This is a genomic window from Bacillus sp. FJAT-27231, from assembly GCF_001183975.1.
Classification (GTDB): domain Bacteria; phylum Bacillota; class Bacilli; order Bacillales; family Domibacillaceae; genus Pseudobacillus; species Pseudobacillus wudalianchiensis.
Map to the genome: position 1 here is coordinate 2,525,483 of NZ_LFZU01000001.1, position 21,423 is coordinate 2,546,905.

Consider the following 21,423-nt stretch of genomic DNA (forward strand, 5'->3'; position numbering starts at 1 on the left):
CTATCCCTCCGTTTATTCCTTTTCTCTTGCTTCCGTCATTTGCTTCCACACAGAACCTTTTGCTTCTTCGCCGCCTTCAATCCGTTCAAGAGCCATCTTGACCTGCATTTGCACTTCAAACTCCGGATCATCTGCCGCCTTCTTTAAAGCCGGCAATGCCGTTTCATCCCCCACTTCATATAAAAACATGGCAGCCCGCCAGCGGACAATTTTGCTTTTGTCTTCCAGTGCTTTACACATCACTGGAATGGCCTCTTTAAAACCAAGGTCAGACAAGCAATCCCCGGCTGTGCGACGGACTGTTACGGTCGAATCATTTAATCCTTGATACAAGAGCGGCAGCACTTTTTTATCCTCAATCATACCGACATAGACGACGGCCAGACGACGAATCGCCGGTTTGCTGTCAGCGAGTGCAAGCTTTAACAATGGCAAATCTTCTTCTGTTGGATCTTCCATTTGTTCAAGCCACTGATAGCGGCGGCGCCAGTCTTCCTCCGCTTCCCACATTGGAATCGTTAATTTTAATCCGCGCCGTTTCGTTTCAGCCGCTGATTTCCCTTCAGCTCCCGCCGCTGCTAAAGCCTCCAGACGTTCTTGTGGATAAGCAGCAACAATTTCTTCAAGTGTTTCTTTGCCGATTTCCTCCAAGTCGCCGTAGCGGATGCCAAAGTCTTCCCATTTTCGTTGAAGCACATAATTGTCATCGGCTAATTGTGCTTTTTTGAATGCTGCCATGAAATAATCAGGCAGCGGAAAACGTTTTTCTTCCGTAGCAGACGTTAGTTTTAATTGAATAGGAATTCCCTTGAACGTTTGGATAGAAGCCTGTACCTCTCCATATGCCTCATCACTGGCTGCTGCTGCGTGATCTCCCGAGACCGCTTCTCCGAAAATCTCTCTTACTTGAGGCAACAGGTTTTGCCAGTCATATTTTCCATTTCGTTCAATCGCTAAAAAATCAGCGACATGGTAAACACCCTTTATTCCTTCTATGGAAAGAATCGATTGAATCTCTTTCGGGGCGCCTTCTGCTGCGCCCGCTTTATAATTATTACTTTTTCCTGCAGACAGTTCCTCATCCAAAATCACTTTCATTGTATTTGGACTTGGTGTTGGTTCAATCTTTAAAATACGCAAAATGAATGGCTCCTTTCGCACTCTTTATCGCCATTCTATCATATATATAACAGCTGATACTTGCTTTTGCTCATTGAACGAATTCTGATAGATAACTCCAACGTTCAATGAATTGTTCCAGCTGTTCGTTAAGCTGCTCCAATTCTGCACTTAACTGTTGGGCCTTTTCAAAATCGCTCCCTACTGCTTCTAGTTCTTCCTCTGCTTCCGCTATCCGGGCTTCTATACTGGCGATATCTGCTTCAATCGTCTCCCACTCTCGCTGCTCGTTATAGCTTAGCTTCTTCTTTTTTGGCTTTTCTCGGACAGCTTCTACTTTCGGCTCTTTCGCCGGTGCCTCTTCCAATTTCTCTGCTTCAGCCTGCTCCGCCAAATAGTCACTATAAAGCCCATAGTACGAACTGATGACGCCATCCCCCTCAAAGACAAGGAGACGTTCTGCTGTTTTATCAAGAAAGTAACGGTCGTGAGAAACCGTAATGACGACACCAGGAAACTCTTCTAAATAATCTTCTAGCACAGTCAATGTTTCTGTATCCAAATCATTTGTTGGCTCATCGAGCAACAAAACATTTGGCTGTGTCATTAATAGTTTTAACAAATAAAGGCGTCGCTTTTCTCCACCAGACAACTTATAAATGGGCGTACCGTGCCCATGCATCGGAAAGAGGAAACGCTCAAGCATTTGCGCAGCGGAAATTTTTTCTCCAGTCTTTGTGGTAACCACTTCTGCTGATTCACGAATATAGGCAATCATTCTCATGCTTTCATCCATATCCGTGCGTTCTTGTGTATAATAAGCTATCTTTACTGTTTGCCCTGTTACCATTTCCCCGTTATCAAACTCAAGCTTGCCAGCAAGTAAATTCATAAAAGTTGATTTTCCGCTGCCGTTTTTACCAACAATCCCAAAACGGTCTCCAGGCTTTACAAGTAAATTAAAGTCTTTTAAAATCACTTTTCCTTCAAATGATTTTGAGACATCCTTCAGCTCAAATACTTGCTTGCCAAGGCGGCTGCCCTTCATCGCTAAATCCATTTGCTCTTTTTTCGGTCCTTGACCAAGCGCTCCTTCCAATTGTTCAAAACGGTCAATCCTTGCTTTTTGTTTTGTCGTTCTTGCTTTTGCTCCCCGACGCATCCAGGCAAGCTCTCGCCGGTATAGGTTTCGCCGTTTATCTTCTTCAGCAGCCTGCTGTTCTTCCCGTGCTGCTTTGGCAGCAATATACTCTTGATAGTTCCCTTTATATGTATACAAGCTGCCATGATCAAGCTCAAACATTCTATTGGCTACCCGATCAAGAAAATAACGGTCGTGGGTAACGAGCAAAACAGCTCCTTGATACTTGCTCAAATATTCTTCCAGCCAGCCAATCGTTTCATAGTCTAAGTGGTTAGTCGGTTCATCGAGGATTAATAAATCTGGTGTTTCAATTAATACTTGAGCGAGGGCGACCCGCTTTTTCTGCCCACCGGATAATTCACCGATCCTCCGGCTGAAATCAGGAATGCCGAGCCGTGTCAGAATCGCTTCCGCATTTGTGTTTGCCTCCCATGCATTAAGAGCATCCATTTGCTTTTGCAGCTCAAATAAGCGCTCTGCTACCTCCTGGTCTTGCGGATCCTGTTCAAGCTGTTTTAATGTGCCTTCATATTCCTTTAACAGCTGAATAACCGGAGCATCACTTAAGAAAATTTGATCCATGACGGTGAGTGCTGGATTCATTTCCGGTTCCTGCTCTAAATAAGCAATTGTATAATCGTTTGGCGAAACCATTTCTCCGCTATCCGGCAGGTCTTTCCCCGCCACGATTTTTAAGAGGCTTGATTTTCCAGTCCCATTGACGCCAATTAAACCAATTCTTTCTTTTTCGGCAATGGAAAAAGTCAGCCCGTCAAATAGCACTTTTTCCCCGTACGATTTTGTCATGTCTTGCACAGTAAGTGCTCTCATTTCATTTCTCTCCCTATTTGCAAATCATTCAGTCTCCGTTACTGTCCGCAGTGACTCTCCAATAAAACTGATTAAATCACCAAGTTCATCCATCATTTCTTCTGTTATAATCCGTTCAAAATAAACGTGCCATTCATATGTGGTTCCTGTTTGATCGGAGTCAATTTTCTTCCGTTCATAGCGCCGTTCTGTCCCCCACATCCGCTCTAACAGATCCATCCTTTCGGCCATCAAACTCCGCTCCGTTCCAAAGTATAGAATATGCAGCGATACACCTGGAAGGGCATTCGACGACGGCAGCAATTCACCCGCCAGCTTTTCAAGATCTGCCTTAACAACTAGTGATACACGGAGATCAGCACTGTCTTTAAGAGAAAATGTAATCACGGATTCCCGGCTCAGTGTAGCGAGATCGACTAGATCCTTCCGGCTATGGACGTGAAAAAGGCCAGCCAGGTCCCGATCGTATACTTCGGCCTGTATCATGAATTTGATATTATCAAAAGCGGTCGGATCAAACAAATCAACACCTTCTTTATGCTTATTCAAACTACATCTGATTATTTTTTCTCCAACATAAATAATGTGAAGAAGGTTAATGCCTGCTTTAATTCAGCTGGAAAAGTCTGGACTGCTGCTTCCGTAACGCCGCCCTTATATACATGCTCTTCAGCTATATATTGAAAGCCGCTGTCTAACGCCAATTTGGTGAACTCCCACGGCATCATGGTATTCATAATGACCGATTCGCCATTTAAACGGTGATAACTATTTTCCCGCGGGCCGGCCGTCGGTCCCAGTATGGCTGCACAAAGTTTTCCGCCAGGCTTTAGGACACGTTTAATTTCTTGCAATACACGCGATGGTTTTTCTGTCCACTCCAGAGAGTTAACAGCGATCACCGCATCAAGCTCTTCCCCCGTAAATGGCAGATTGGCTAAATCACCTTGTTGAAAAGTTAATCCTACTGTTTCAAATCTTTGAGCTAATTCAACCATTTTGGTCGATAAGTCCATTCCGATCACTTTATATCCTGTTTGATGCAGCTTGTAACTGCCATAGCCGTCACCACAGCCCAAATCGGCCACAAGACTGTTTTGCGGGACGTAATGAGCGAAGAAAGAACAAACCCCCTTACGGCTGCCCTTTTCCCACATATCAGCACTTTTTGCCTGCCATCCGCCTGCTCTTGCATTCCACTGCGTTTTTGCATCCTGCTGCCATGATTCGTTTCCCATCATCATCCCTCCCTGCTTTCTTTCATTGTAAGGGAATCAAATAACTTTCCGCAATATAAATGAAACCGCCCCTTCACTTAGGGCGGTCTCACTTTACTGCATGTAAATGATCGCTTCGTTAACTGATTAGCGGACTTCTTGAAAAGTATCGCAGTGATTCTTCTTTAACACGAGCAAATAAATGAGAATCAACAAAAGGAATAAGTTCCTCTGCAATTCTCCAGGCATTTAATTCAATTTGCGCCAGAATATCCACGCTCTTTGTTTCTTCCAGACGAACACTTAAATCAGCAAGCTCCTCGTCTAAAGCATGCCCCAGCTCATGTGCAAAGATAATCCATTCATATTCCCTCAGCTGCTCCAACGAGCCAAGAAGCCTTTCACATTGAATGGCAATATCCTGCTTAAAGAGGGTAATAGAATGTGTATCTGGCGAGTATTTCCCTCCTACGCAACGAGCGCCTGGAAATTCTTTTTTTATCTCTAGCGTCAACGTCTGATCCAGTTTTTTCATTAAAGAATAAAAATTCATTTCCCCCTGCATTTCACCTTCAACTCACTCTGCTTTTTATCTTCTTATGATTTTTTTGCCTGTTTATTCTCCTATGTAGGCTTGGAGACTCATTAATTTTATTCATAATAGAAGAAAAGCAGCAGTTTGTATATAGGTAATAAGAACTAACAAAAGTTGTCCCAGCAGTGAACTACACGTTTGTTTGCGGGACAACTTTTTATTCTAACGGCTTCTTCTGCAGAGAAAGTAACGTATCAATCCTTTTTGGATCTTCATTGAAATAGTCTACAAGATCAGCAATGCGATCAATAGAGTTCCAGCTTAGATGATGTTCAATCCCTTCCACATCTTCATAAATATGCTCTTCTTTTACCCCGATGATCCGTAAGAATTCCTCAAGTAAATCGTGTCTTTCCACAAGACGCTTGCCAATTTTCTTCCCCTTGGCTGTCAAGACTAATCCACGGTATCTCTCGTATATTAAATATTCATCCTTGTCCAGTTTTTGCACCATTTTTGTTACAGACGAGGGGTGGACAGATAGGGCTTCAGCGATATCAGAAACGCGGGCATACCCTTTTTTATCTATTAGTATAAAAATTTGTTCTATGTAATCTTCCATGCTTGGTGTTGGCATTGGGATCCTCCTGAATTTACTCATCAATTTAAGTTTACTATAGAAGAGAGTTCAATACAAGATAACGAAGCTTCTCCTATGAATCGGGAAGAAAGAAATTTTTTTACTTTTTTCCCTTCCTGTTCCTTGACTATTTTTACTTTTTTCGGTATATTATACGTATTATAAACAGTTTTCTGTTTGTAATGAATATTTTTATTTGGGCACATATAGATAAGATGTGTTTCGAAGATTTAGGAGGATTCATTAACATGCAAAACGGTAAAGTAAAATGGTTCAACAATGAAAAAGGTTTCGGATTTATCGAAGTTGAAGGCGGAGACGATGTATTCGTTCACTTCACTGCAATCGAAGGCGACGGTTACAAATCTTTAGAAGAAGGTCAAGAAGTTTCTTTTGAAATCGTAGAAGGAAACCGTGGACCTCAAGCTGCTAACGTTGTAAAACTATAATCGAACTTATAAAGCCGGCAAGATGTGCCGGCTTTTTTATTTTATTTAAGCAGCTGTTCGCCGCATTTTCTCAGTTGTTCACCCACTGTACATTTTGTAATGCAAAACTTATGGGCAAATGATTTACCCTTTTCTTTACGAAAAGTGGCTTTTAACAAACAGCCTTCACAATATGTCTGCAAAATTTCTTCTACTTCTGCTATAAGCTGTTTTCTCTCCAAGTATGTCACACCTTTCTTTACAGCTTTCGCCTAGGAAATCACGGAATGGCTATTCACAAAATTCCCCTGTAAAGCTTGATTCGCCAATTTGTCCGCTTCTTTATTTTGCCTTCTGTCTACTGGTTTGTAAAGTGGCGTCAACCGAAGTTTTTCCATTTTATGTTCAATGCGGTCCAACCACTTGTTTAATGTTTCATCAAAGCAAGGCCATTCCCCAGACAACTGCTTTAACACCACGTGCGAATCGCCTGTGATTGTCACTGGCACTTGCTTAACTCCAATCTCCTCAAGTAACCCAATTGCCTTATAAAGTGCAGCATATTCAGCCTCATTATTGGACTCTAATTGAAGCAGCTGCTCATTTACCCGACAGCGCCAGTCCTCTCCATTCTTTTTATAATAAACAACAATCCCTATTCCAGCTGTTTGCGTATCTCGATCGTACCCGCCATCAAAGTACACTTCTACTTCTCCCGGTTCCTCATCCAGCTTCTTATTTAATTTGGTAAATTCTTTAACCGTCCATTCATTTAAAAGCTCATCGATAATCGCCGCAGCTTTCATTCGTCCCGTTTTCGTCAAGTCCTCAATAATCGGCAGAACCGCCTCTTTGCTTATCCAATCTGATTCAAATTCCGTTTTTCTTCCTCTAAATTCGTATTGCCATTTAATCTTCATTTTCATATCGATTCCCCGCCTTCTTCTTAACCCGTTTTCATGATTTTATATATTGTACGTTATGCGTAAGCGCATGAATAAAGACAGACATTTTCCTGCTATTTTGTTCATATAACATGTGGTGCTATACATTCAGCAAACAGTCGGGCTTTATCGGTTATTATCGTTAACTTTACTATATTTTTAGTCCTATATCGACTATTTGGACAGATGGGATAGTGATGCTGTTACGACACTCATTAGTCTGCAAGCGGCTGTATTCAGGTTAAACTGCCAAATCAGCAGCATGGTCTCTGGCAATTGGCTACTGTTTATAGCCTTTCCTATTTAAAGAAAAAATTTCCGACAAACGCACTCTTTTAAATGTCTACTAACAGCTGAGCATAGCTTTATTGGATACCCTTCTGGCTTTATAGCCAAACGCTTCTGCCTGCAAAATTTCTAATTTCCTATTGCGGATCTCCCTCTTCTCTTGTCCAGCTGCAGGCGCTAGTGCGTACGGCGGTTTCCAGATTTCTGCAGGAAGTCAAAGAACGACTTCCTCAGAAATCTCTCCAACCTCCTATCGCACTGAACGAGCGCCTTCCGCTTTTCTCTTCTCCAGTTGCAGGCGCTAGTGCGTACGGCGGTTTCCAGATTTCTGCAGAAGTCAAAGAACGACTTCCTCAGAAATCTCTCCAACCTCCTATCGCACTGAACGAGCGCCTTCCGCTTTTCTTATTGTCCAGCTATGCCTCCTTGCCCCTCGAGGTCATAAGCCGATCTGACTATGTAGCTGAAGAACGCCTCCTCGCCATTTCGTCTTATGTTTGTCGGGGCAAAGCAGTCGGCTTCGCTTTTCTTATTGCAAATTGTTTATTTTTTCCGTAAAATTTATTGATATGAACATAAAGGGGGGGATTCAATTGTTTGAGGTGTATACAGATGGAGCGAGCACCGGGTCTCCCGGATGGGCAGGGGCAGGCGTTTTTATTAAAGATGGTGCCCGTGTTGACCGTTATTCGTTCCCGCTTGGTGTAAGGGATACACACGAAGCGGAGTTTCTGGCTGTTATTAAAGCGCTGGAGCTGTTAAAAGAAAGACAAGCAGCTACTGTTTCCCTGCGCAGCGATTCTCAAACAGTGGTTCAGGCTATTGAAAAGAAATACATACATAAAGAAATTTACAAACCGTTATTACATGAAATTCTATCGTTATCAAAAGAGTTTCCGCTCTTTTTCGTAAAATGGATCCCCAGCAAAGAAAATCGCGCAGACGGACTTGCTCGTAAGGCTGTTCAGCAAAACAAAGGAGCCAAGAAGCGATGAAATGGGCCTCCGAGCTTTCTTTATTGTTTGTTGCTCTCATTTGGGGCGTGACATTCGTTATTGTGCAGCAGGCTATTGAGCTTTTGCCGCCGTTATTATTTAACGGTATTCGCTTTTTATGTGCGGCTCTCCTGCTTTTTACCATTATTTTCTTTCGAAAAGAAACTGCCCAGCTTACGGCAAAAACATGGAAGCATGGGATCATCTTAGGTATTTGTCTTGCCATCGGTTATGCCTTTCAAACGATCGGCCTTTTATATACAACTGTTTCTAAAACAGGTTTTATTACAGGATTAAGCGTTGTTCTTGTGCCGCTTATTTCTCTCGCTCTCTTAAAAAAGAAACCCTCACCAGGTGCAGCGATCGGCTCCGTGACAGCCGCTGCTGGTCTATATTTGCTGACAGCAGGCGGAGCGGGCGGATGGAACATTGGCGACTTTTTCGTGTTAATTTGTGCATTCGGTTTCGCTTTTCACATCATCTTTACGGATGCTTACACTCAGTCTTCTTCTGCGCTGGCCCTAACAGCTGTACAAATTATAACGGTTTCTATTTTATGTTTTTTAGGCGGTTTTTTGCTCGAAGACTGGCAATCTGCTTTAACTGCTTCTACCTTACTAAATCCAGCTGTTTGGAATGCTCTGCTTATTACGGCCTTTTTAGCTACAGCTCTGGCTTTTTTCATTCAGACAACCGCTCAAAAGTTTACTACTCCAACGAGAGTGGTGCTTATTCTAGCTATGGAGCCTGTGTTCGGTGCGTTAACAGCCTTTTTATTGGTAGATGAACGACTCACTACAGCCGGACTAACCGGTTGTGCCTTCATTTTCATCGGCATGCTGTTAGCAGAAATTCCTGTTCAAAAGCTGTTTGGTTTTCGATCTGCTGCAAATAAATCATAAAACCGTCCAGGGTCATCCGGACGGTTTTTCATTATAATAAGCCTGCCGAATGAGCAAAACGAAGGGCGGTCTCTCGATCTGCTATCCCTTTTTCTTTAAACCATTCCAACAAGGATAGAAAAAAGCTGCCGTCAAATTCTTTTTGTGCTTTCAAAGTGACTTCAATACCCGCCATCACTAATAGATCTGAAGCATCTGTCGAGGCCTTGCCGAAATAAATAAAGGCAATCATTTCATCGGAAAAACGGAAGCCTTTTTCTTCTAATCTAAGTAAATAATCAGTCAGCACCTGTTCTTTCTTCACTTAAGTTCCCACCTTGAACGTTAAGCAAATGGGTCCTCTGCATAGACGGCTGAGGCTTTCATTTGGATCAAATGGCGGCGCACTACTTTTAATTCTAGTTCCTCTACGGCCTGTTCCGCCCCTCTTCCAATTCCTTCCCAATCTGCTTCTTTAATATTCCAAACTAACGGTACACTGCAATGAATCTCGGCAAGCTGCCGTGACAGCTGAAGCATGTCCATTCCTTCGAGCATTTTCTTTTGCTGTGAAGGAGTCAGCTGCTCAATATTTGCGAGAATGCCATCAATGGTGCCATATTCCCTTACAAGCTTGAATGCGGTTTTTTCACCGATGCCTTTTACTCCTGGGTAGCCGTCACTCGGATCTCCCATGAGGGCCTTCACATCAATAAATTGTCTAGGGGTTATGGAAAATTGTTCAGCAAAGCTCTCTTCTGTATATGTTACATAATTGCCAAATCCTTTTTGAAGAAGTGTTACTTCAATATTGTCATCAAGTAATTGTAAAAGATCCTTGTCTCCACTTAAAATCGTGACTCGCCTTTCCTTGTGCTCTTGCTTGGCAATCGTACCAATACAATCATCTGCCTCATAGCCTTTTACCCCGATATTAGGCAGCAAAAAAGAACCGGCTACTTCTTTAGCCAGATCAAATTGCGGCAGGAGCTCAATAGGCGGTGCCTGCCGATTCGATTTGTAATCAGAAAACAAGTCATTTCTAAATGTTTGGCTGCCCATATCCCAGCATACTGCTGCATGGGTTGGTTTCATATATTCAATCGCTGTAAGCACATGCTTCATAAAGCCTTGGACCCCGTTGGTTGGCATTCCTTTGGAGTTCACCATAAATTGGCCGCTCACCGCAGTCGCGAAAAAGGCCCGAAAAAGTAAGGCCATACCATCTATAAGCAGCAAATGTTCTTTTTTATTCATTTTGTCACCTCGCTATTATTTTATCATAACTCCTCTGTTGATTGAGCAAAAACAAAAGAAAAGCCGCCTCGCTGTTCACAACGAGACGGGCTGTACACTTAATGGTCTTTTTTTTCTACCGGCAGCTCTTCATAAGAGGACCAATCACTATAGCTGCCAGCGTAGAGGCGGACATGCTGAAAGCCAGCTTGCTTTAACGCTATAATATTGGGAGTAGCGGAAACACCCGAACCACAATACACAATGATCGGATCAGCTGGGTTCAATTCATGAAACCGTTCCTTTTGTTCCTCTGCCGTTTTCCATAATGAACCGTTAAGCCCCTCTTGGAAAAAATAATTCACAGCAGTAGGAATATGCCCCGGCACCCGATCAAGCGGCTCTACTTTTCCAGCATACCGCTCAGGTGCCCGTGAGTCGATAAGAATGGCTCCTCCCTTTTCAAGTGCTGCCTTCTTCACATCTTCAATAGAAGCAATCCAGTCCTGCTGCACATTCAGCGATATGCGCCCTTGCTTCGGAACGGGAATCTCAACCGAAACAGGGAGCTTTCGCTTTTCCCATTCGGAAAAACCGCCATCCAAAATGTATACATGCTGATGACCTATATAAGACAGCAGCCACCAGAAACGGCCGGCAAACATTGCATCACCATTGTCATAAGCAATAACGACTGTTTCATCCGTAATCCCATAAGCTTCTACCGTCTTTTGAAAAACTTGTAGATCAGGGAGAGGATGCCGCCCGCCGTGAACACCTTTTCCCCCAGACAGGTCTCGATCAAGATGAGCATAGAAAGCACCAGGAATGTGAGCCTGCTTATATGCTCTCTCACCAGCATCAGGATCTGCTAAGTTGAAACGGCAATCCACGATACAAGTATTCGGATCATCTAAATGCTCTAATAACCAGTTAATTGAATGGATATACTTCACGCTTTCTTCTCCTTTTTCACTCGTCATCAGGACCAAGCAATTGATCGAGTTTCTTTTTTAACAGCTTTACGACTTTGTCTTTCGGATCCCAACAATTAAATTGATAGTGAGGTTTCGTTTCATACTGTAGACGGGTGCAATCATAACGCATCCCCTCCTCTGTTTTCGACGGCTGAAAATGCCGACAAGTGGCACAGGCATGAAAATGGTTGATGATTTCTTTTTTACGGTCGCTCCAATTCAACGAGTGTCTGCTCCCATTCTTCAATATTCTCCGCCTCGTTGAGCACTTGCAGCCAAGCGGTGAATTGTTCTTCAACATCCGAAGCCGCTGTTTCTTTCATTAAATTCATACCTTCTGTTGCTTCTTCGAGTGCCCATCTGCTCAACTTGTCTTTTTCTGTCGCTAAGTATTGATCAGTTAGATCTGATAAGCGGTTATGCAAAGTCTCCTGCATCAACTGTTTTTCATTTTTTTCAAAGAAAGACTTTGCATTTTTAAAGATCGATAAAGCGTCACTAAATGCTTCGGGTGCCATTTCTCCAAAGGCAGTCGGAAATTCTGGTGTTTCTCTTGATGGCCATTCAATCGCAGAAAATTGCAGCTGTGGCTGAACGGACTGACAGTGCAGTTTGATCGTTTCATGTTTTTCCGTCAGCAGCTTATGAGCTTGCTTCTCCGAACGAAGGCTCGTCGCTCTCATCTCTTGGGCTAAGTCATAGCCTACCGCCTCAAGCAGCTCTTTCATCGCTTCACTTAACGCCGCTTTAATCGGACGGCTGCCGTTCAAGGCTGCCGGATTAAAGGCCTCTTTAAAGAAGTCGGAAAAACGATAGAAGACACGCTGTTTTAAATAAAAAACAAGCTCATCTATTTCCTGGGTCATCCGCTTTTCAATTAATTGAACAGCTTCATTTTTTATATAATGGCTAATTTCGTTCAATTGGCTTTCGAGTTCTTCTTTTTTCTGCTCACGATTATCCCGATTCTCTTTTGCGGTTGCAATTAATTGACGAAGCTGTTCTAATCCGCGTACCCGCTCGGCTTCTGCCGCCTGGATCGCCATTTCTGCCAAGTCACCTTCTAAAAACTGCTGAAACTCCTGCTTGAATGGCCGCAAATTGGAGTGAGGATGATCAAGCTCTCCCCGCTCGATTTCTTGGATCGCCTTTAGACTAGAAACGCCATGAATACGCGGGAAACGAATACCGTATTGAAGAAGCTGATCTTTTACATATTGAATCACTTCATCCACTTCTTCATCACTGCTCGCTAAGTCAATCGCGTTCACAATAAAGAACATTTTGTCGAGTTCAAAAGCATCTTTGACACGCCCAAGCTGGATAAGAAATTCTCGGTCCGCTTTTGAAAAGGCATGGTTGTAATACGTCACAAACAAAATAGCGTCTGAGTTTTTAATATATTCAAAAGCAACACCTGTATGCCGGGCATTAATGGAATCGGCCCCCGGTGTATCAACAAGGGTAACACCTTGGCGTGTGAATTCACAATCATAATACAAATCAATTGATTCAACGAAACAGCTTTGTTTTTCGTTAGCGACAAACCCTTGGAAAGCAGGCAAATCAACAGAAAGCGTTTGGCCGAGATTCTCTTTATAGTCTTGGTAACCTTCATGGAAAGCCTTCAAGAAAGATAAATGAATATTTTCACGGCCTTCTCCTCCATTGTTTTGCCCTAAATTCGGGATCATTTTATACGCCTCAGCAAGCGATTGAACTGTTTTATTAAAAAATTGCAATGATTGCTGTAAATCAATTAGCAGCTGCTGTTCTGTTTTTAAATGGACCGCAGCTGTCCGGTGCCCATGCTGATCATTAGGCGGATGAATGCGATTAACAGCTGCCGTCGTTGGATTTGGAGAAACCGGCAGCACTTTTTCACCAAGCATCGCGTTCGCAAAGGAAGATTTACCAGCACTGAAGGCACCAAACAAAGCAATGGTGTATTTCCGCTCTTCTAGACGGTCCGCTTTTTGTTTTAGGCCGTCAATGAAACGCTGGAATCCCGGAATACCTGCGAGCTTCCCACTCATTTCCTTTAAGCGGGATGCTATGTCACTTACTGTGACCGCCGCTTTTTCAACAGAGGCTGTTCTGTTTTCTACTTCTGCTTCTTTCTTTTCAGCTGGCGGTGCCACAAGCTCTGCAGCTAACGCTTCATCGAAAATTGTTACGTTATTTTGCTGCTCCTCCCACTGCTTCACGAACGTTTCATACTGTGAAGGAATGCTGACCTCGTCTTCTGCTAATAGCCGGCGAAGCGTTTGCTGTCTTTCATTAGCGGCAGCTTTTAAGCTTTCTAGCTGCTGAACAGCTTGGAGTTTTTCGTGCCATGTTGACCATCTAGCCTGCAATTCTTGCTTTTCCGCTGCAAAGCGTCTTTCCATCCGTTCAGCTGCTTTTTCTTTTATTTCATCCGTCAAAGTACGGGCTCTCTTTTTCAGTTGGCTTGCAACATCATCCGTGTAAGTCAAAACATAATCACCGGTTGCCATCGCACCTGACTTTACTGTATTCATAACTAACTGTTCATCGACAGGAATCGCCAGCTCTTCTGCCTCTAGCTGCAATTCATCATCGTTCAGTCCGCTCGATTTGAGCCAACTGCTTAATTGCTGACGCAAATGCCATTCTAGCTGCGTCTCTGTCTTTTCCTTTAAATCAGCAAGATAGCGCTCTAGCCTTCTTTGCCGCTCTTCTTCTGTTTTCTTTTTACTGAACAGCATCCCCACTTTGAAACCTGGCTGGACAGATTCCAAAAATTCTCTTGCCAACTCGCGCGTAGAAGCAGGCATTAAGTAAGCATTTTGCAGCACTTTATCCCGTGACTCTTCTAATTCACGGACAAGTGCTTTCGCATCGCGTTTGTCAAGCTGTTCTTTTGCCTGCTGTTCTTTTTCAACGATTTCTTCTTCATTCCAATGATCACCAAGCACATGTAAGAGCTCTTCCTTCGTTCCAGCCTGCTCTTCTTTCAGCCATGCGAGATGTTCGCTAACGAGTCGATTCATCATCGTTTCAGCAGAGCGAAGGGAAAGCTCTTCTCTGTCTGTCATACTTTCCTGGATTAGGGATTTTACTTCTTCAAAATCATTTCCAGGTAATGAACGCTCTCTTAAACTCGTAAAGAAAAACCTTTCCGGCTTCACTCCCCAAGCAGCAAAGGACGTATAGACGGATTGCTTAAATTCTTCAAATGAAAGCTCTTCTTCCCTGTGCTTATCGATCTGATTAATAATGAGATACAGCTTGACTCCATGTGCAAGCAGCTCTTTCGTATAAATAAAATTCAATTCTGACTGCACATGGTTGTAGTCCATCACATAAAACACCATATCTGCCAAATGAAGAGCAGATTCGGTTGAAATACGGTGAGCGTCATCTGTCGAATCAACCCCAGGTGTATCCATTACTGTTACTTCTGCTGGCAGGTTGGATTTACTATGGCCAATTTCAATCGCTTCGACTTCTTCCCCATTTTTACAAAACTCTTTCACTCTCTCAAAACGATACGGCGCCTTAAAAAGAAGCGGCTGCTTGTCTTTATAATAGACTTTCGCAAAATCTTCGGATGCATGATGGATTTTCACCAGATTAGCACTTGTCGGAATCGGACTTGACGGCAACAGGCTTTCTCCGGTCAATTCGTTGATCATCGTTGACTTTCCCGCAGAGAAGTGCCCGCAAAAGGCAACGATAAACTCTTCATCGTGTAATTTTTTTAAAAATAATTTGGCTTTTTCGGCTCTTTCTTCATCACCGGCCTGTTGAAACGTCTCAAAAAGCCCGACTGTTTTAGAAATCATTTGGGTCATCGATTGCTGAATAGCTGCTACTGACATTCTGTAAGTCTCCTTATATAAGTTTCTCATCTATTGCAAGTTTCTTTTATTGTATACGATTTTCGTCCACTTTCCCATACGAAAAAAAGAAGGCATCAGCAGCCTTCTTTGATTTTATTATGGAATGTATCAATTTGTTAATTATTGGTTGTTCATGATCCCTGCAGGCGGACACTTTCCGCGCTAATTAATGATAGACCTTCATTTATTAATCAACTGTGCGGTGCTTGTGGTTTGCCGACGTGGCCCATTACATATTTCATTACGCCTCCGTATACTACAACTGTCGCCGTTACAAACATCCAAACCATGAAGAGCACCGTCCTTTTTGAATTTTGTGTGGTTGAGAATAATTTTCATCTTCATTTACATCTTAGCATGAACGATAATGATTTTCAATTCCATTTTTAATTTTTTCTGTTTTTTTAAATATATACGAAAAACGATTCTTTCTTCTTGCAGAAATATAAATTGTTTTCAGCAGAATGAACAGAAGCCTGAGCAAACCATCCTTACTTGATTCTGTATTTATAAAAGGAAAGTGAAAGTTTGGGGAACTAGCAATGAAATAAAATTAAGTGAAGATTAGAGAGCTTTATCTGTGACCCTTTGAAAGAGAAAATTCAATTTGCAGTCACAAATTATTGCAGAGCTCATGATGAAGCAGGAAAGGCCTTTATTACTGTTGATAAACAAGAGGTTTTAAATGTGTGCACCATCACATCGGATATGGTCTAACAAGAAAAGGAATTAATTCAATGCTTCTATCGCTTGCGGTGTCAAGCTGAAGGAATATAATCTCTTATTAAAGCGGAAAAAAGATTCTGCTCAATAACCGGTATGTTCTCAACGAAAAAAGAGCAGACAACCCTCATTAAGTGTCTGCTCTTTCTTATAAATATATCATCAACGTTCTTATGAAACTTTTGATCCTGTTAACGGTACAACCTTCTTACTTTTCTTGCCTAATTCATTAAATAAAATATTCAAGAAAATAGCTGTCAGACTGCCTGCGACGATGCCATTGCTCGTTAAAATTTGCACACTGGATGGCAGACCAGCAAATAATCCCGGCACGACCGTTACCCCTAGACCCATGCCGACTGAGCAAGCAATGATTAATAAATTTTCCTGAGAAGCCATGTCCGCCCGGCTCAGCATTTTAACTCCTTGAGCGACCACCATTCCAAACATAGCTACCATAGCGCCGCCGAGAACAGCATTCGGAATAATCGTTGTAAAGGCACCAATTTTTGGAACTAAACCAAGAACAACTAAAAAACCAGCTGTATAGTAAATCACCGTTTTGGATTTCACCCCGGATAATTGCATGAGTCCCACGTTTTGTGAGAACGCTGTATAAGGAAAAGCGTTAAAGATGGCGCCGAGTGTATAAGCTAATCCTTCTGCCCGGTATCCCTTCGCAATATCTTTTTTATTAATTTTCTCACCACAAATATCAGAAACAGCGAAGTACACACCTGTTGATTCTACCATGCTTACTACCGCTACAAGAATCATTGTAATGATAGATGACCACTCAAATGTCGGCCAGCCGAAGTAAAAAGGGTGCACCATATGAACAACCGCTGCATCTCGTACAGGTGAAAAATCCACCTTTCCCATAAATACTGCAATGACGGTTCCGGCCAGCAAGCCAATCAATACAGCAATCGAACGCACAAACCCTTTGAAAAAACGGAATAAAGCAATAATAATAAATAAAGTAGTAAACGCTAGAATAATATTAGAAGCCGAACCAAAGTCTGGTTTGCCTTGCCCGCCAGCCATGTTATTCATCGCCACTGGAATGAGCGTAAGCCCAATAATCGTCACAACCGATCCCGTAACGACTGGCGGAAAGAAACGAACGAGCCGGCTGAAGAAAGATGAAATCAATAAGACAAAAATCCCTGAAGCCAGTACGGCTCCATAAATCGCTGACAGCCCGTGTTTCTCACCAATTTCCATCATCGGACCAACAGCTGTAAATGTACATCCCAGCACAACAGGTAAGCCGATTCCGACAAAGCGGCCCTTCCATACTTGCAAGAAAGTCGCTACTCCACACATGAAGATATCGATCGACACTAAATAGGTGAGCTGCTCAGGTGTCATCCCCATCGAATTCCCAACGATCAACGGGATAATAACAGCTCCGGCATACATCGCTAACACATGCTGAAAGCCTAATGAAGCTGTTTTTAACTTAGAAGGTTTCATACGAGTGCTCCTTCTGCAAATGTGACTTTACCATTTTCAAGCGATTGCACTCTTGCAAGAGACTCTACTCTTACATTCTTCTCACGAAGCAAATTGCCGCCATCTTGGAAAGCTTTTTCAATGACGATACCGATTCCAGCGACAGAAGCACCCGCTTGTTCAGCAATGTCTAACAAACCTAAGGCAGCTTGTCCGTTGGCAAGGAAGTCGTCAATAATCAACAGACGATCCTCATTCGTGATAAAAGACTTGGAAACAGCAATTGGATTTGTTTCTTGCTTCGTAAAGGAATAGACATCTGCTGTATAGAGATCCTGTGTTAACGTAAGAGATTTACGCTTTCTCGCAAAGACGACCGGTACACCAAGCACAAGACCAGCCATCACACTTGGCGCAATCCCGCTTGATTCAATCGTTAAAATCTTCGTAATCTTATCATTCGCAAAGCGGCTGGCAAATTCCTCACCGATCTCTTTCATTAACTTAGGGTCGATTTGATGATTTAGAAACGAATCTACTTTCAATACTTGATCTGAAAGCACGTTACCATCTTTTATAATTTTTTCTTGTAAACTCTTCATTTTGTGTCCTCCTCAATCTTTTCTGACCTTTGGGACAGAAAAAAACCCAAAAGATCATGTCATTCCTCAATTACTGAGTGAAGCAATGCCCTTTGGGTTTGAGAAGGCAACAAGAAAGACTGCCCTTCCACTGCTCACTCATAGTCAAATGATTTACGGTCATCCGGTAGAAACTTGCAGGCCATATTCCTGCGATTATATGAGCGAATGTTACGTTTAATTGTATTCTTTATTATATCAGCATAAATTAGAATTTCAATGCTATTTACGAACATTTTTATTTTTTTATCTTTAATTATTCGGAATTTTTGATCAAATACCAAGGGAGCAGCTAGTCACGACCCAGCTGCTCCCTTATTTTTTAATCGGGTAGTTCATTGCTTGTCCGGGATAGAAGGGAAAATCATCATCCGGCTCCTCCTCTTTTTTTGCCCATTTTGAAATAAGCAGGAAGAGAGCAATCCCATAAGAAGTGAGTTGAATTCCTTTAAGCATCCCGCCTGCGAGCTGCTGATCTTGAAGAGCTGTCAAATTAGGCAACAACTGCTGGCCCTGCGTATAGACGTCATAAAAAGGACTATCCCCAACGAGCAAGAAGATGCTAATTGGCAATAATAGCACAGAAGCTACAAAAACATACATCACCCGTATCGATTCAGATAGACGGCTAATCTCAGGCAGCGGAGAAATAATCGTCCACCACATTAAAAATGCGGCCCCCAGCATAATGAATTGGGTCATAGACAACAGCACGGTATGTTTTTGCAGAAAATTAAAAACATCCGGTGCAAGATAAATAGACAAGAGCAAGTTAAAGGATAAAGCTGTTACCCACGGATGTGTAAACAACCTTAAAGCAAATCTCATCCGATAAGACCAAAAGAAAGAGCGCAAAAACTCTCTTGGCAAGCCTAACACAAACAGCGGCGGTACGACAAAAAGCATAACCATTAGCTCGACGACATGCGCGCTAAATAAGTCTTCTGCCGCGATTACAGCGAACGGACTGCCTACGAAGATGTAAAACAACATTAAAGACGAATAAAAATAAAACCGGTGCATCCGTTTAAATGTATACCTACCGGAAGAAGCTAACTTTCTGTATAGAAAAGATAATAGCCCCAAGAAAATAAGATAGCCTACTCCCCATAGCTGAAACCAATTAGCATCAGAAACAACATTTCCGATCACTTGATTGTCCTCCCGTTGTTATAAATAATTAAACTATGTTCCTTATCTATATTCAGAATGTAAACAAAGTCTATCTCTATACAATCAGGCTGCTGTCCTTTGAAATAGGAAGCCTGACAAGGAGCCTTATCCTTCACACTGCAGACAGATAACAAAAAAGCGAGTCATTGTTCATAGCCTCTTTTTGATTGTTTCTTCTATTTTAACAAAGATTCTCAACTTTTCTAGACTATCTTGTAAAGGCTCCGGCCAGGCATTCCCTTAGTCTTTATTTCTTGGCGGGCGCTTTCCCCAGTATTGATAGTAGTCTGTCCGGATAAATCCGTTGAAGAGCTTACGCTTTTTGGTTGCTTTTTTGCCGTAAAATTCTTCAAACCCTTCATGAGAAGTCAACATATACACAGACCATGTATCGTAATCAGCAAACGCCTGTCCCATCTCCCGATACATTTTTTCGACTTCCGGCCGATCTCCAAGACGCTCGCCGTAAGGAGGATTCCCAACGATGACTCCGTATTCTTTTGTAGAAGAAAAGTCTTTTACATTCATTTGCTTAAATTGGATCAAATCAGCGAGCCCTGCTTCAAAAGCATTCTTCTGTGCAACCTCTACCATTCGATGGTCAATATCACTTCCTGCAATATCAAGCGGCTGATCATAGTTGGCTAGATCCTCCGCTTCTACCCTGGCGTTTTCCCATACGTCTTCACCGATCCAGTGCCATGCTTCTGAGAGGAATTCCCGGTTAAATCCCGGTGCAATGTTTTGGCCAATCAACGCTGCTTCGATCGGAATCGTTCCAGAACCGCAAAACGGATCAACGAACGGCCGATCAGGCTGCCAATTGGTCAGCTGAATAAGGGCTGCCGCTAATGTTTCTTTTAACGGAGCGCCGCCTTGGGCAATACGATAACCTCTTTTATGCAGTCCCGCACCACTCGTATCAATCGTTAATGTTGCCTTGTCTTTTAATATAGATACTTCAATTTTAAATAACGGGCCGGTCTCCTGCAGCCATGTTTGAATTTTATATTTACTTCTTAACCGCTCAACAATCGCTTTTTTAACGATTGCCTGACAATCAGAAACACTGAATAAAGTAGACTTTACCGATTTCCCTTGCACTGGAAACTCTGCTTCTTTCGGTAAGTATTGCTCCCACGGCAAAGCTTTTGTTGCTTCGAATAGCTGATCAAATGTTGTCGCCTTGAACTCGCCAACAATGATCTTTACACGGTCTGCCGTTCGCAGCCACATATTACAGCGGGCGATTGCCGATTCATCCCCTTGAAAAATGACTTTTCCATTATCTGTCCGGCATTCATAGCCAAGCTTCTTTACTTCATTCGCCACTACCGACTCCAACCCCATCGCTGCCGTGGCCATTAATGTATAGGTTGACATCTAATCACCTGCACTTTTTAAAATTATGTATTTATTATAAAAAAAACATCCGTATAGAACAAAAGCTCTCCATAAAGGAGAGCTTGTGCAATTATATCCCATAATAACGTTCTGTAAGCCATGTTCTGTACCATCGTACTGCAAGCGATCAGGGATGATCTTGTACTCCGGTGGTAATCATCTATCTGCGGACGTTCTGAAACATCCGCCCCTCTTATCGTTCATTTCCTTAAAGAGAGTGCCCCTACCTAAATTTGGGTTGCTCACTCGCGGGGTTTACCTCGTTCCACCTTTATAATTTCTTATAAAGCTACGTCACTGTGGCACTTTCAAAGTAGTCATGCCATATCCGAAGACTTAGGCATTTTCCTTGCCGTCAATCCAGCCGAAGCCGAACTGCCCTAGCTTACTTTTTCGCTAGGCACGAACACTACGGGCATCTCAGCACCGTGTGAGCATGGACTTTCCTCTGCAGCCAATGAGCTGCAGCGATTACCCGAACGCTATTATTGTCATCTGCACTATTATATAGGAAAACACTAATAAATGCAATAGCTTTTTCAAAAAAACCGAAAAAGCTATTCGTTATACAGCTTATCCCCGAATACATGCCTCTCTAAATTCGATAATCGTTTCAAGATATCGAAGTTTGTAGAGCCAACGGCCGGCTGGGGAGCAGGGGCCGGCTGGGAACGGCGCATTGTTGTTTCACTTTGCTTTTTCAAGCGAAGATTTTCCTGTTGAAGTTCCTCAATTGCCTGATGAAATGCTTCGTAGTCCTTGATAATTAAATCAAGAAACTGGTCAACCTCATCTGGATTATATCCTCTCATAGAGGTTTTAAAATCTTTTTCTAAAATATCCTTTGCAGTCAGTTTCACTTTATTAGATAACATTCCCGTCATCACCTCAATATATTCCAAACCATGTTTCATTTATTTTTT

At 42.6% G+C, this 21,423-nt stretch carries 21 protein-coding genes, 1 other RNA gene, 1 pseudogene and 1 riboswitch; of the genes and pseudogenes, 4 read left to right on the forward strand and 19 right to left on the reverse strand.

Going from position 1 to position 21,423, the window contains the following annotated elements:
- Window positions 1–12: 12 nt before the first annotated feature.
- From AC623_RS12040 to mntR, 6 genes are all read right to left on the reverse strand, one after another.
- On the reverse strand, window positions 13–1,140 hold the full coding sequence (locus AC623_RS12040) for a conserved virulence factor C family protein (protein WP_049662800.1): 1,128 nt from the start codon (window positions 1,138–1,140) through the stop codon (window positions 13–15).
- A gap of 70 nt (window positions 1,141–1,210) precedes the next feature.
- The gene (locus tag AC623_RS12045) at window positions 1,211–3,094 is read right to left on the reverse strand and encodes an ABC-F family ATP-binding cassette domain-containing protein (protein ID WP_049662802.1); all 1,884 of its coding nucleotides are present in this window, start codon (window positions 3,092–3,094) and stop codon (window positions 1,211–1,213) included.
- 24 nt (window positions 3,095–3,118) lie between these two features.
- A complete protein-coding gene (locus tag AC623_RS12050; protein ID WP_156187039.1) occupies window positions 3,119–3,643 on the reverse strand; it encodes a hypothetical protein in 525 nt (174 codons plus the stop codon).
- Between the two features lie 11 nt (window positions 3,644–3,654).
- Window positions 3,655–4,332, reverse strand: coding sequence for a class I SAM-dependent methyltransferase (locus AC623_RS12055; protein ID WP_049662804.1), 678 nt, complete (start codon window positions 4,330–4,332; stop codon window positions 3,655–3,657).
- Between the two features lie 118 nt (window positions 4,333–4,450).
- Window positions 4,451–4,864 (reverse strand): hypothetical protein, encoded by a 414-nt coding sequence (locus tag AC623_RS12060; protein ID WP_049662805.1) that lies wholly within the window; start codon window positions 4,862–4,864, stop codon window positions 4,451–4,453.
- 199 nt (window positions 4,865–5,063) lie between these two features.
- The gene (gene mntR / locus AC623_RS12065; RefSeq protein ID WP_049662806.1) at window positions 5,064–5,483 is read right to left on the reverse strand and encodes a transcriptional regulator MntR; all 420 of its coding nucleotides are present in this window, start codon (window positions 5,481–5,483) and stop codon (window positions 5,064–5,066) included.
- A 251-nt stretch (window positions 5,484–5,734) separates the two neighbouring features.
- Here mntR and cspD point away from each other — a divergent pair, with 251 nt between their 5' ends.
- A complete protein-coding gene (gene cspD, locus AC623_RS12070; RefSeq protein ID WP_041096853.1) occupies window positions 5,735–5,935 on the forward strand; it encodes a cold-shock protein CspD in 201 nt (66 codons plus the stop codon).
- Window positions 5,936–5,976: 41 nt separating this feature from the next.
- Here the strand turns inward: cspD and AC623_RS12075 are convergent, their stop codons facing one another.
- Window positions 5,977–6,156 carry a zinc-finger domain-containing protein gene (locus AC623_RS12075; RefSeq protein WP_049662808.1) on the reverse strand — a complete coding sequence of 60 codons (180 nt, stop codon included), beginning with the start codon at window positions 6,154–6,156 and terminating at the stop codon, window positions 5,977–5,979.
- 30 nt (window positions 6,157–6,186) lie between these two features.
- Entirely contained in the window at window positions 6,187–6,840 is a 654-nt protein-coding gene (locus AC623_RS12080) for a reverse transcriptase-like protein (RefSeq protein ID WP_049662810.1), read from the reverse strand.
- Window positions 6,841–7,748: 908 nt separating this feature from the next.
- On the opposite strand from AC623_RS12080, the gene AC623_RS12090 reads away from it, so the two are divergent.
- Both AC623_RS12090 and AC623_RS12095 read left to right on the forward strand, forming a co-directional pair.
- Complete coding sequence (locus AC623_RS12090; RefSeq protein ID WP_331457018.1) at window positions 7,749–8,141, forward strand: reverse transcriptase-like protein; 393 nt, start codon at window positions 7,749–7,751, stop codon at window positions 8,139–8,141.
- A complete protein-coding gene (locus tag AC623_RS12095; RefSeq protein ID WP_049662814.1) occupies window positions 8,138–9,043 on the forward strand; it encodes a DMT family transporter in 906 nt (301 codons plus the stop codon). The genes AC623_RS12090 and AC623_RS12095 overlap by 4 nt, the downstream gene beginning before the upstream one ends.
- 31 nt (window positions 9,044–9,074) lie before the next feature.
- On the opposite strand, the gene AC623_RS12100 is transcribed toward AC623_RS12095, so the two are convergent.
- The 5 genes from AC623_RS12100 to AC623_RS12120 form a co-directional block, all read right to left on the reverse strand.
- Window positions 9,075–9,347 carry a DUF6123 family protein gene (locus AC623_RS12100; RefSeq protein WP_049662816.1) on the reverse strand — a complete coding sequence of 91 codons (273 nt, stop codon included), beginning with the start codon at window positions 9,345–9,347 and terminating at the stop codon, window positions 9,075–9,077.
- Between the two features lie 20 nt (window positions 9,348–9,367).
- The gene (locus AC623_RS12105) at window positions 9,368–10,279 is read right to left on the reverse strand and encodes a 5'-3' exonuclease (RefSeq protein WP_049662818.1); all 912 of its coding nucleotides are present in this window, start codon (window positions 10,277–10,279) and stop codon (window positions 9,368–9,370) included.
- Window positions 10,280–10,377: 98 nt separating this feature from the next.
- Window positions 10,378–11,214 (reverse strand): sulfurtransferase, encoded by an 837-nt coding sequence (locus AC623_RS12110; RefSeq protein WP_231603494.1) that lies wholly within the window; start codon window positions 11,212–11,214, stop codon window positions 10,378–10,380.
- A gap of 16 nt (window positions 11,215–11,230) precedes the next feature.
- Window positions 11,231–11,458 (reverse strand): hypothetical protein, encoded by a 228-nt coding sequence (locus AC623_RS12115; RefSeq protein ID WP_331456996.1) that lies wholly within the window; start codon window positions 11,456–11,458, stop codon window positions 11,231–11,233.
- Window positions 11,439–15,080: a dynamin family protein gene (locus tag AC623_RS12120; protein WP_049662820.1), complete on the reverse strand. Its 3,642-nt coding sequence runs from the start codon at window positions 15,078–15,080 to the stop codon at window positions 11,439–11,441. The genes AC623_RS12115 and AC623_RS12120 overlap by 20 nt, the downstream gene beginning before the upstream one ends.
- A gap of 594 nt (window positions 15,081–15,674) precedes the next feature.
- Here AC623_RS12120 and AC623_RS22335 point away from each other — a divergent pair.
- Window positions 15,675–15,818 (forward strand): annotated as a pseudogene (locus tag AC623_RS22335) (SF0329 family protein); the annotation flags it as partial.
- Window positions 15,819–15,995: 177 nt separating this feature from the next.
- Here AC623_RS22335 and AC623_RS12125 read toward each other — a convergent pair.
- From AC623_RS12125 to gpsB, 6 genes are all read right to left on the reverse strand, one after another.
- Complete coding sequence (locus AC623_RS12125; RefSeq protein WP_049662822.1) at window positions 15,996–17,303, reverse strand: nucleobase:cation symporter-2 family protein; 1,308 nt, start codon at window positions 17,301–17,303, stop codon at window positions 15,996–15,998.
- Entirely contained in the window at window positions 17,300–17,884 is a 585-nt protein-coding gene (locus AC623_RS12130) for a xanthine phosphoribosyltransferase (RefSeq protein WP_049662824.1), read from the reverse strand. The genes AC623_RS12125 and AC623_RS12130 overlap by 4 nt, the downstream gene beginning before the upstream one ends.
- A gap of 121 nt (window positions 17,885–18,005) precedes the next feature.
- A riboswitch (purine riboswitch) is annotated at window positions 18,006–18,107 on the reverse strand.
- Between the two features lie 131 nt (window positions 18,108–18,238).
- Window positions 18,239–19,075: a cytochrome c oxidase assembly protein gene (locus AC623_RS12135; protein WP_049662825.1), complete on the reverse strand. Its 837-nt coding sequence runs from the start codon at window positions 19,073–19,075 to the stop codon at window positions 18,239–18,241.
- A gap of 261 nt (window positions 19,076–19,336) precedes the next feature.
- Window positions 19,337–20,479, reverse strand: a complete 1,143-nt coding sequence (locus AC623_RS12140) for a THUMP domain-containing class I SAM-dependent RNA methyltransferase (RefSeq protein WP_049662826.1) — start codon at window positions 20,477–20,479, stop codon at window positions 19,337–19,339.
- 109 nt (window positions 20,480–20,588) lie between these two features.
- An RNA gene (gene rnpB / locus AC623_RS21110) (RNase P RNA component class B) lies at window positions 20,589–20,983 on the reverse strand.
- A gap of 74 nt (window positions 20,984–21,057) precedes the next feature.
- Window positions 21,058–21,375 carry a cell division regulator GpsB gene (gpsB, locus tag AC623_RS12145; protein ID WP_049662827.1) on the reverse strand — a complete coding sequence of 106 codons (318 nt, stop codon included), beginning with the start codon at window positions 21,373–21,375 and terminating at the stop codon, window positions 21,058–21,060.
- Window positions 21,376–21,423: the final 48 nt, after the last annotated feature.

What these genes read in the sequence shown, in the direction of transcription:
- AC623_RS12045 (WP_049662802.1), bottom strand. Translation starts at nt 3,094, where the DNA reads ATGAGAGCACTTACTGTGCAAGACATGACAAAATCGTACGGGGAAAAA.
- AC623_RS12055 (WP_049662804.1), bottom strand. Translation starts at nt 4,332, where the DNA reads ATGGGAAACGAATCATGGCAGCAGGATGCAAAAACGCAGTGGAATGCA.
- AC623_RS12060 (WP_049662805.1), bottom strand. Translation starts at nt 4,864, where the DNA reads ATGAATTTTTATTCTTTAATGAAAAAACTGGATCAGACGTTGACGCTA.
- mntR (WP_049662806.1), bottom strand. Translation starts at nt 5,483, where the DNA reads ATGCCAACACCAAGCATGGAAGATTACATAGAACAAATTTTTATACTA.
- cspD (WP_041096853.1), top strand. Translation starts at nt 5,735, where the DNA reads ATGCAAAACGGTAAAGTAAAATGGTTCAACAATGAAAAAGGTTTCGGA.
- AC623_RS12080 (WP_049662810.1), bottom strand. Translation starts at nt 6,840, where the DNA reads ATGAAAATGAAGATTAAATGGCAATACGAATTTAGAGGAAGAAAAACG.
- AC623_RS12095 (WP_049662814.1), top strand. Translation starts at nt 8,138, where the DNA reads ATGAAATGGGCCTCCGAGCTTTCTTTATTGTTTGTTGCTCTCATTTGG.
- AC623_RS12105 (WP_049662818.1), bottom strand. Translation starts at nt 10,279, where the DNA reads ATGAATAAAAAAGAACATTTGCTGCTTATAGATGGTATGGCCTTACTT.
- AC623_RS12120 (WP_049662820.1), bottom strand. Translation starts at nt 15,080, where the DNA reads ATGTCAGTAGCAGCTATTCAGCAATCGATGACCCAAATGATTTCTAAA.
- AC623_RS12125 (WP_049662822.1), bottom strand. Translation starts at nt 17,303, where the DNA reads ATGAAACCTTCTAAGTTAAAAACAGCTTCATTAGGCTTTCAGCATGTG.
- AC623_RS12130 (WP_049662824.1), bottom strand. Translation starts at nt 17,884, where the DNA reads ATGAAGAGTTTACAAGAAAAAATTATAAAAGATGGTAACGTGCTTTCA.
- AC623_RS12140 (WP_049662826.1), bottom strand. Translation starts at nt 20,479, where the DNA reads ATGTCAACCTATACATTAATGGCCACGGCAGCGATGGGGTTGGAGTCG.
- gpsB (WP_049662827.1), bottom strand. Translation starts at nt 21,375, where the DNA reads ATGTTATCTAATAAAGTGAAACTGACTGCAAAGGATATTTTAGAAAAA.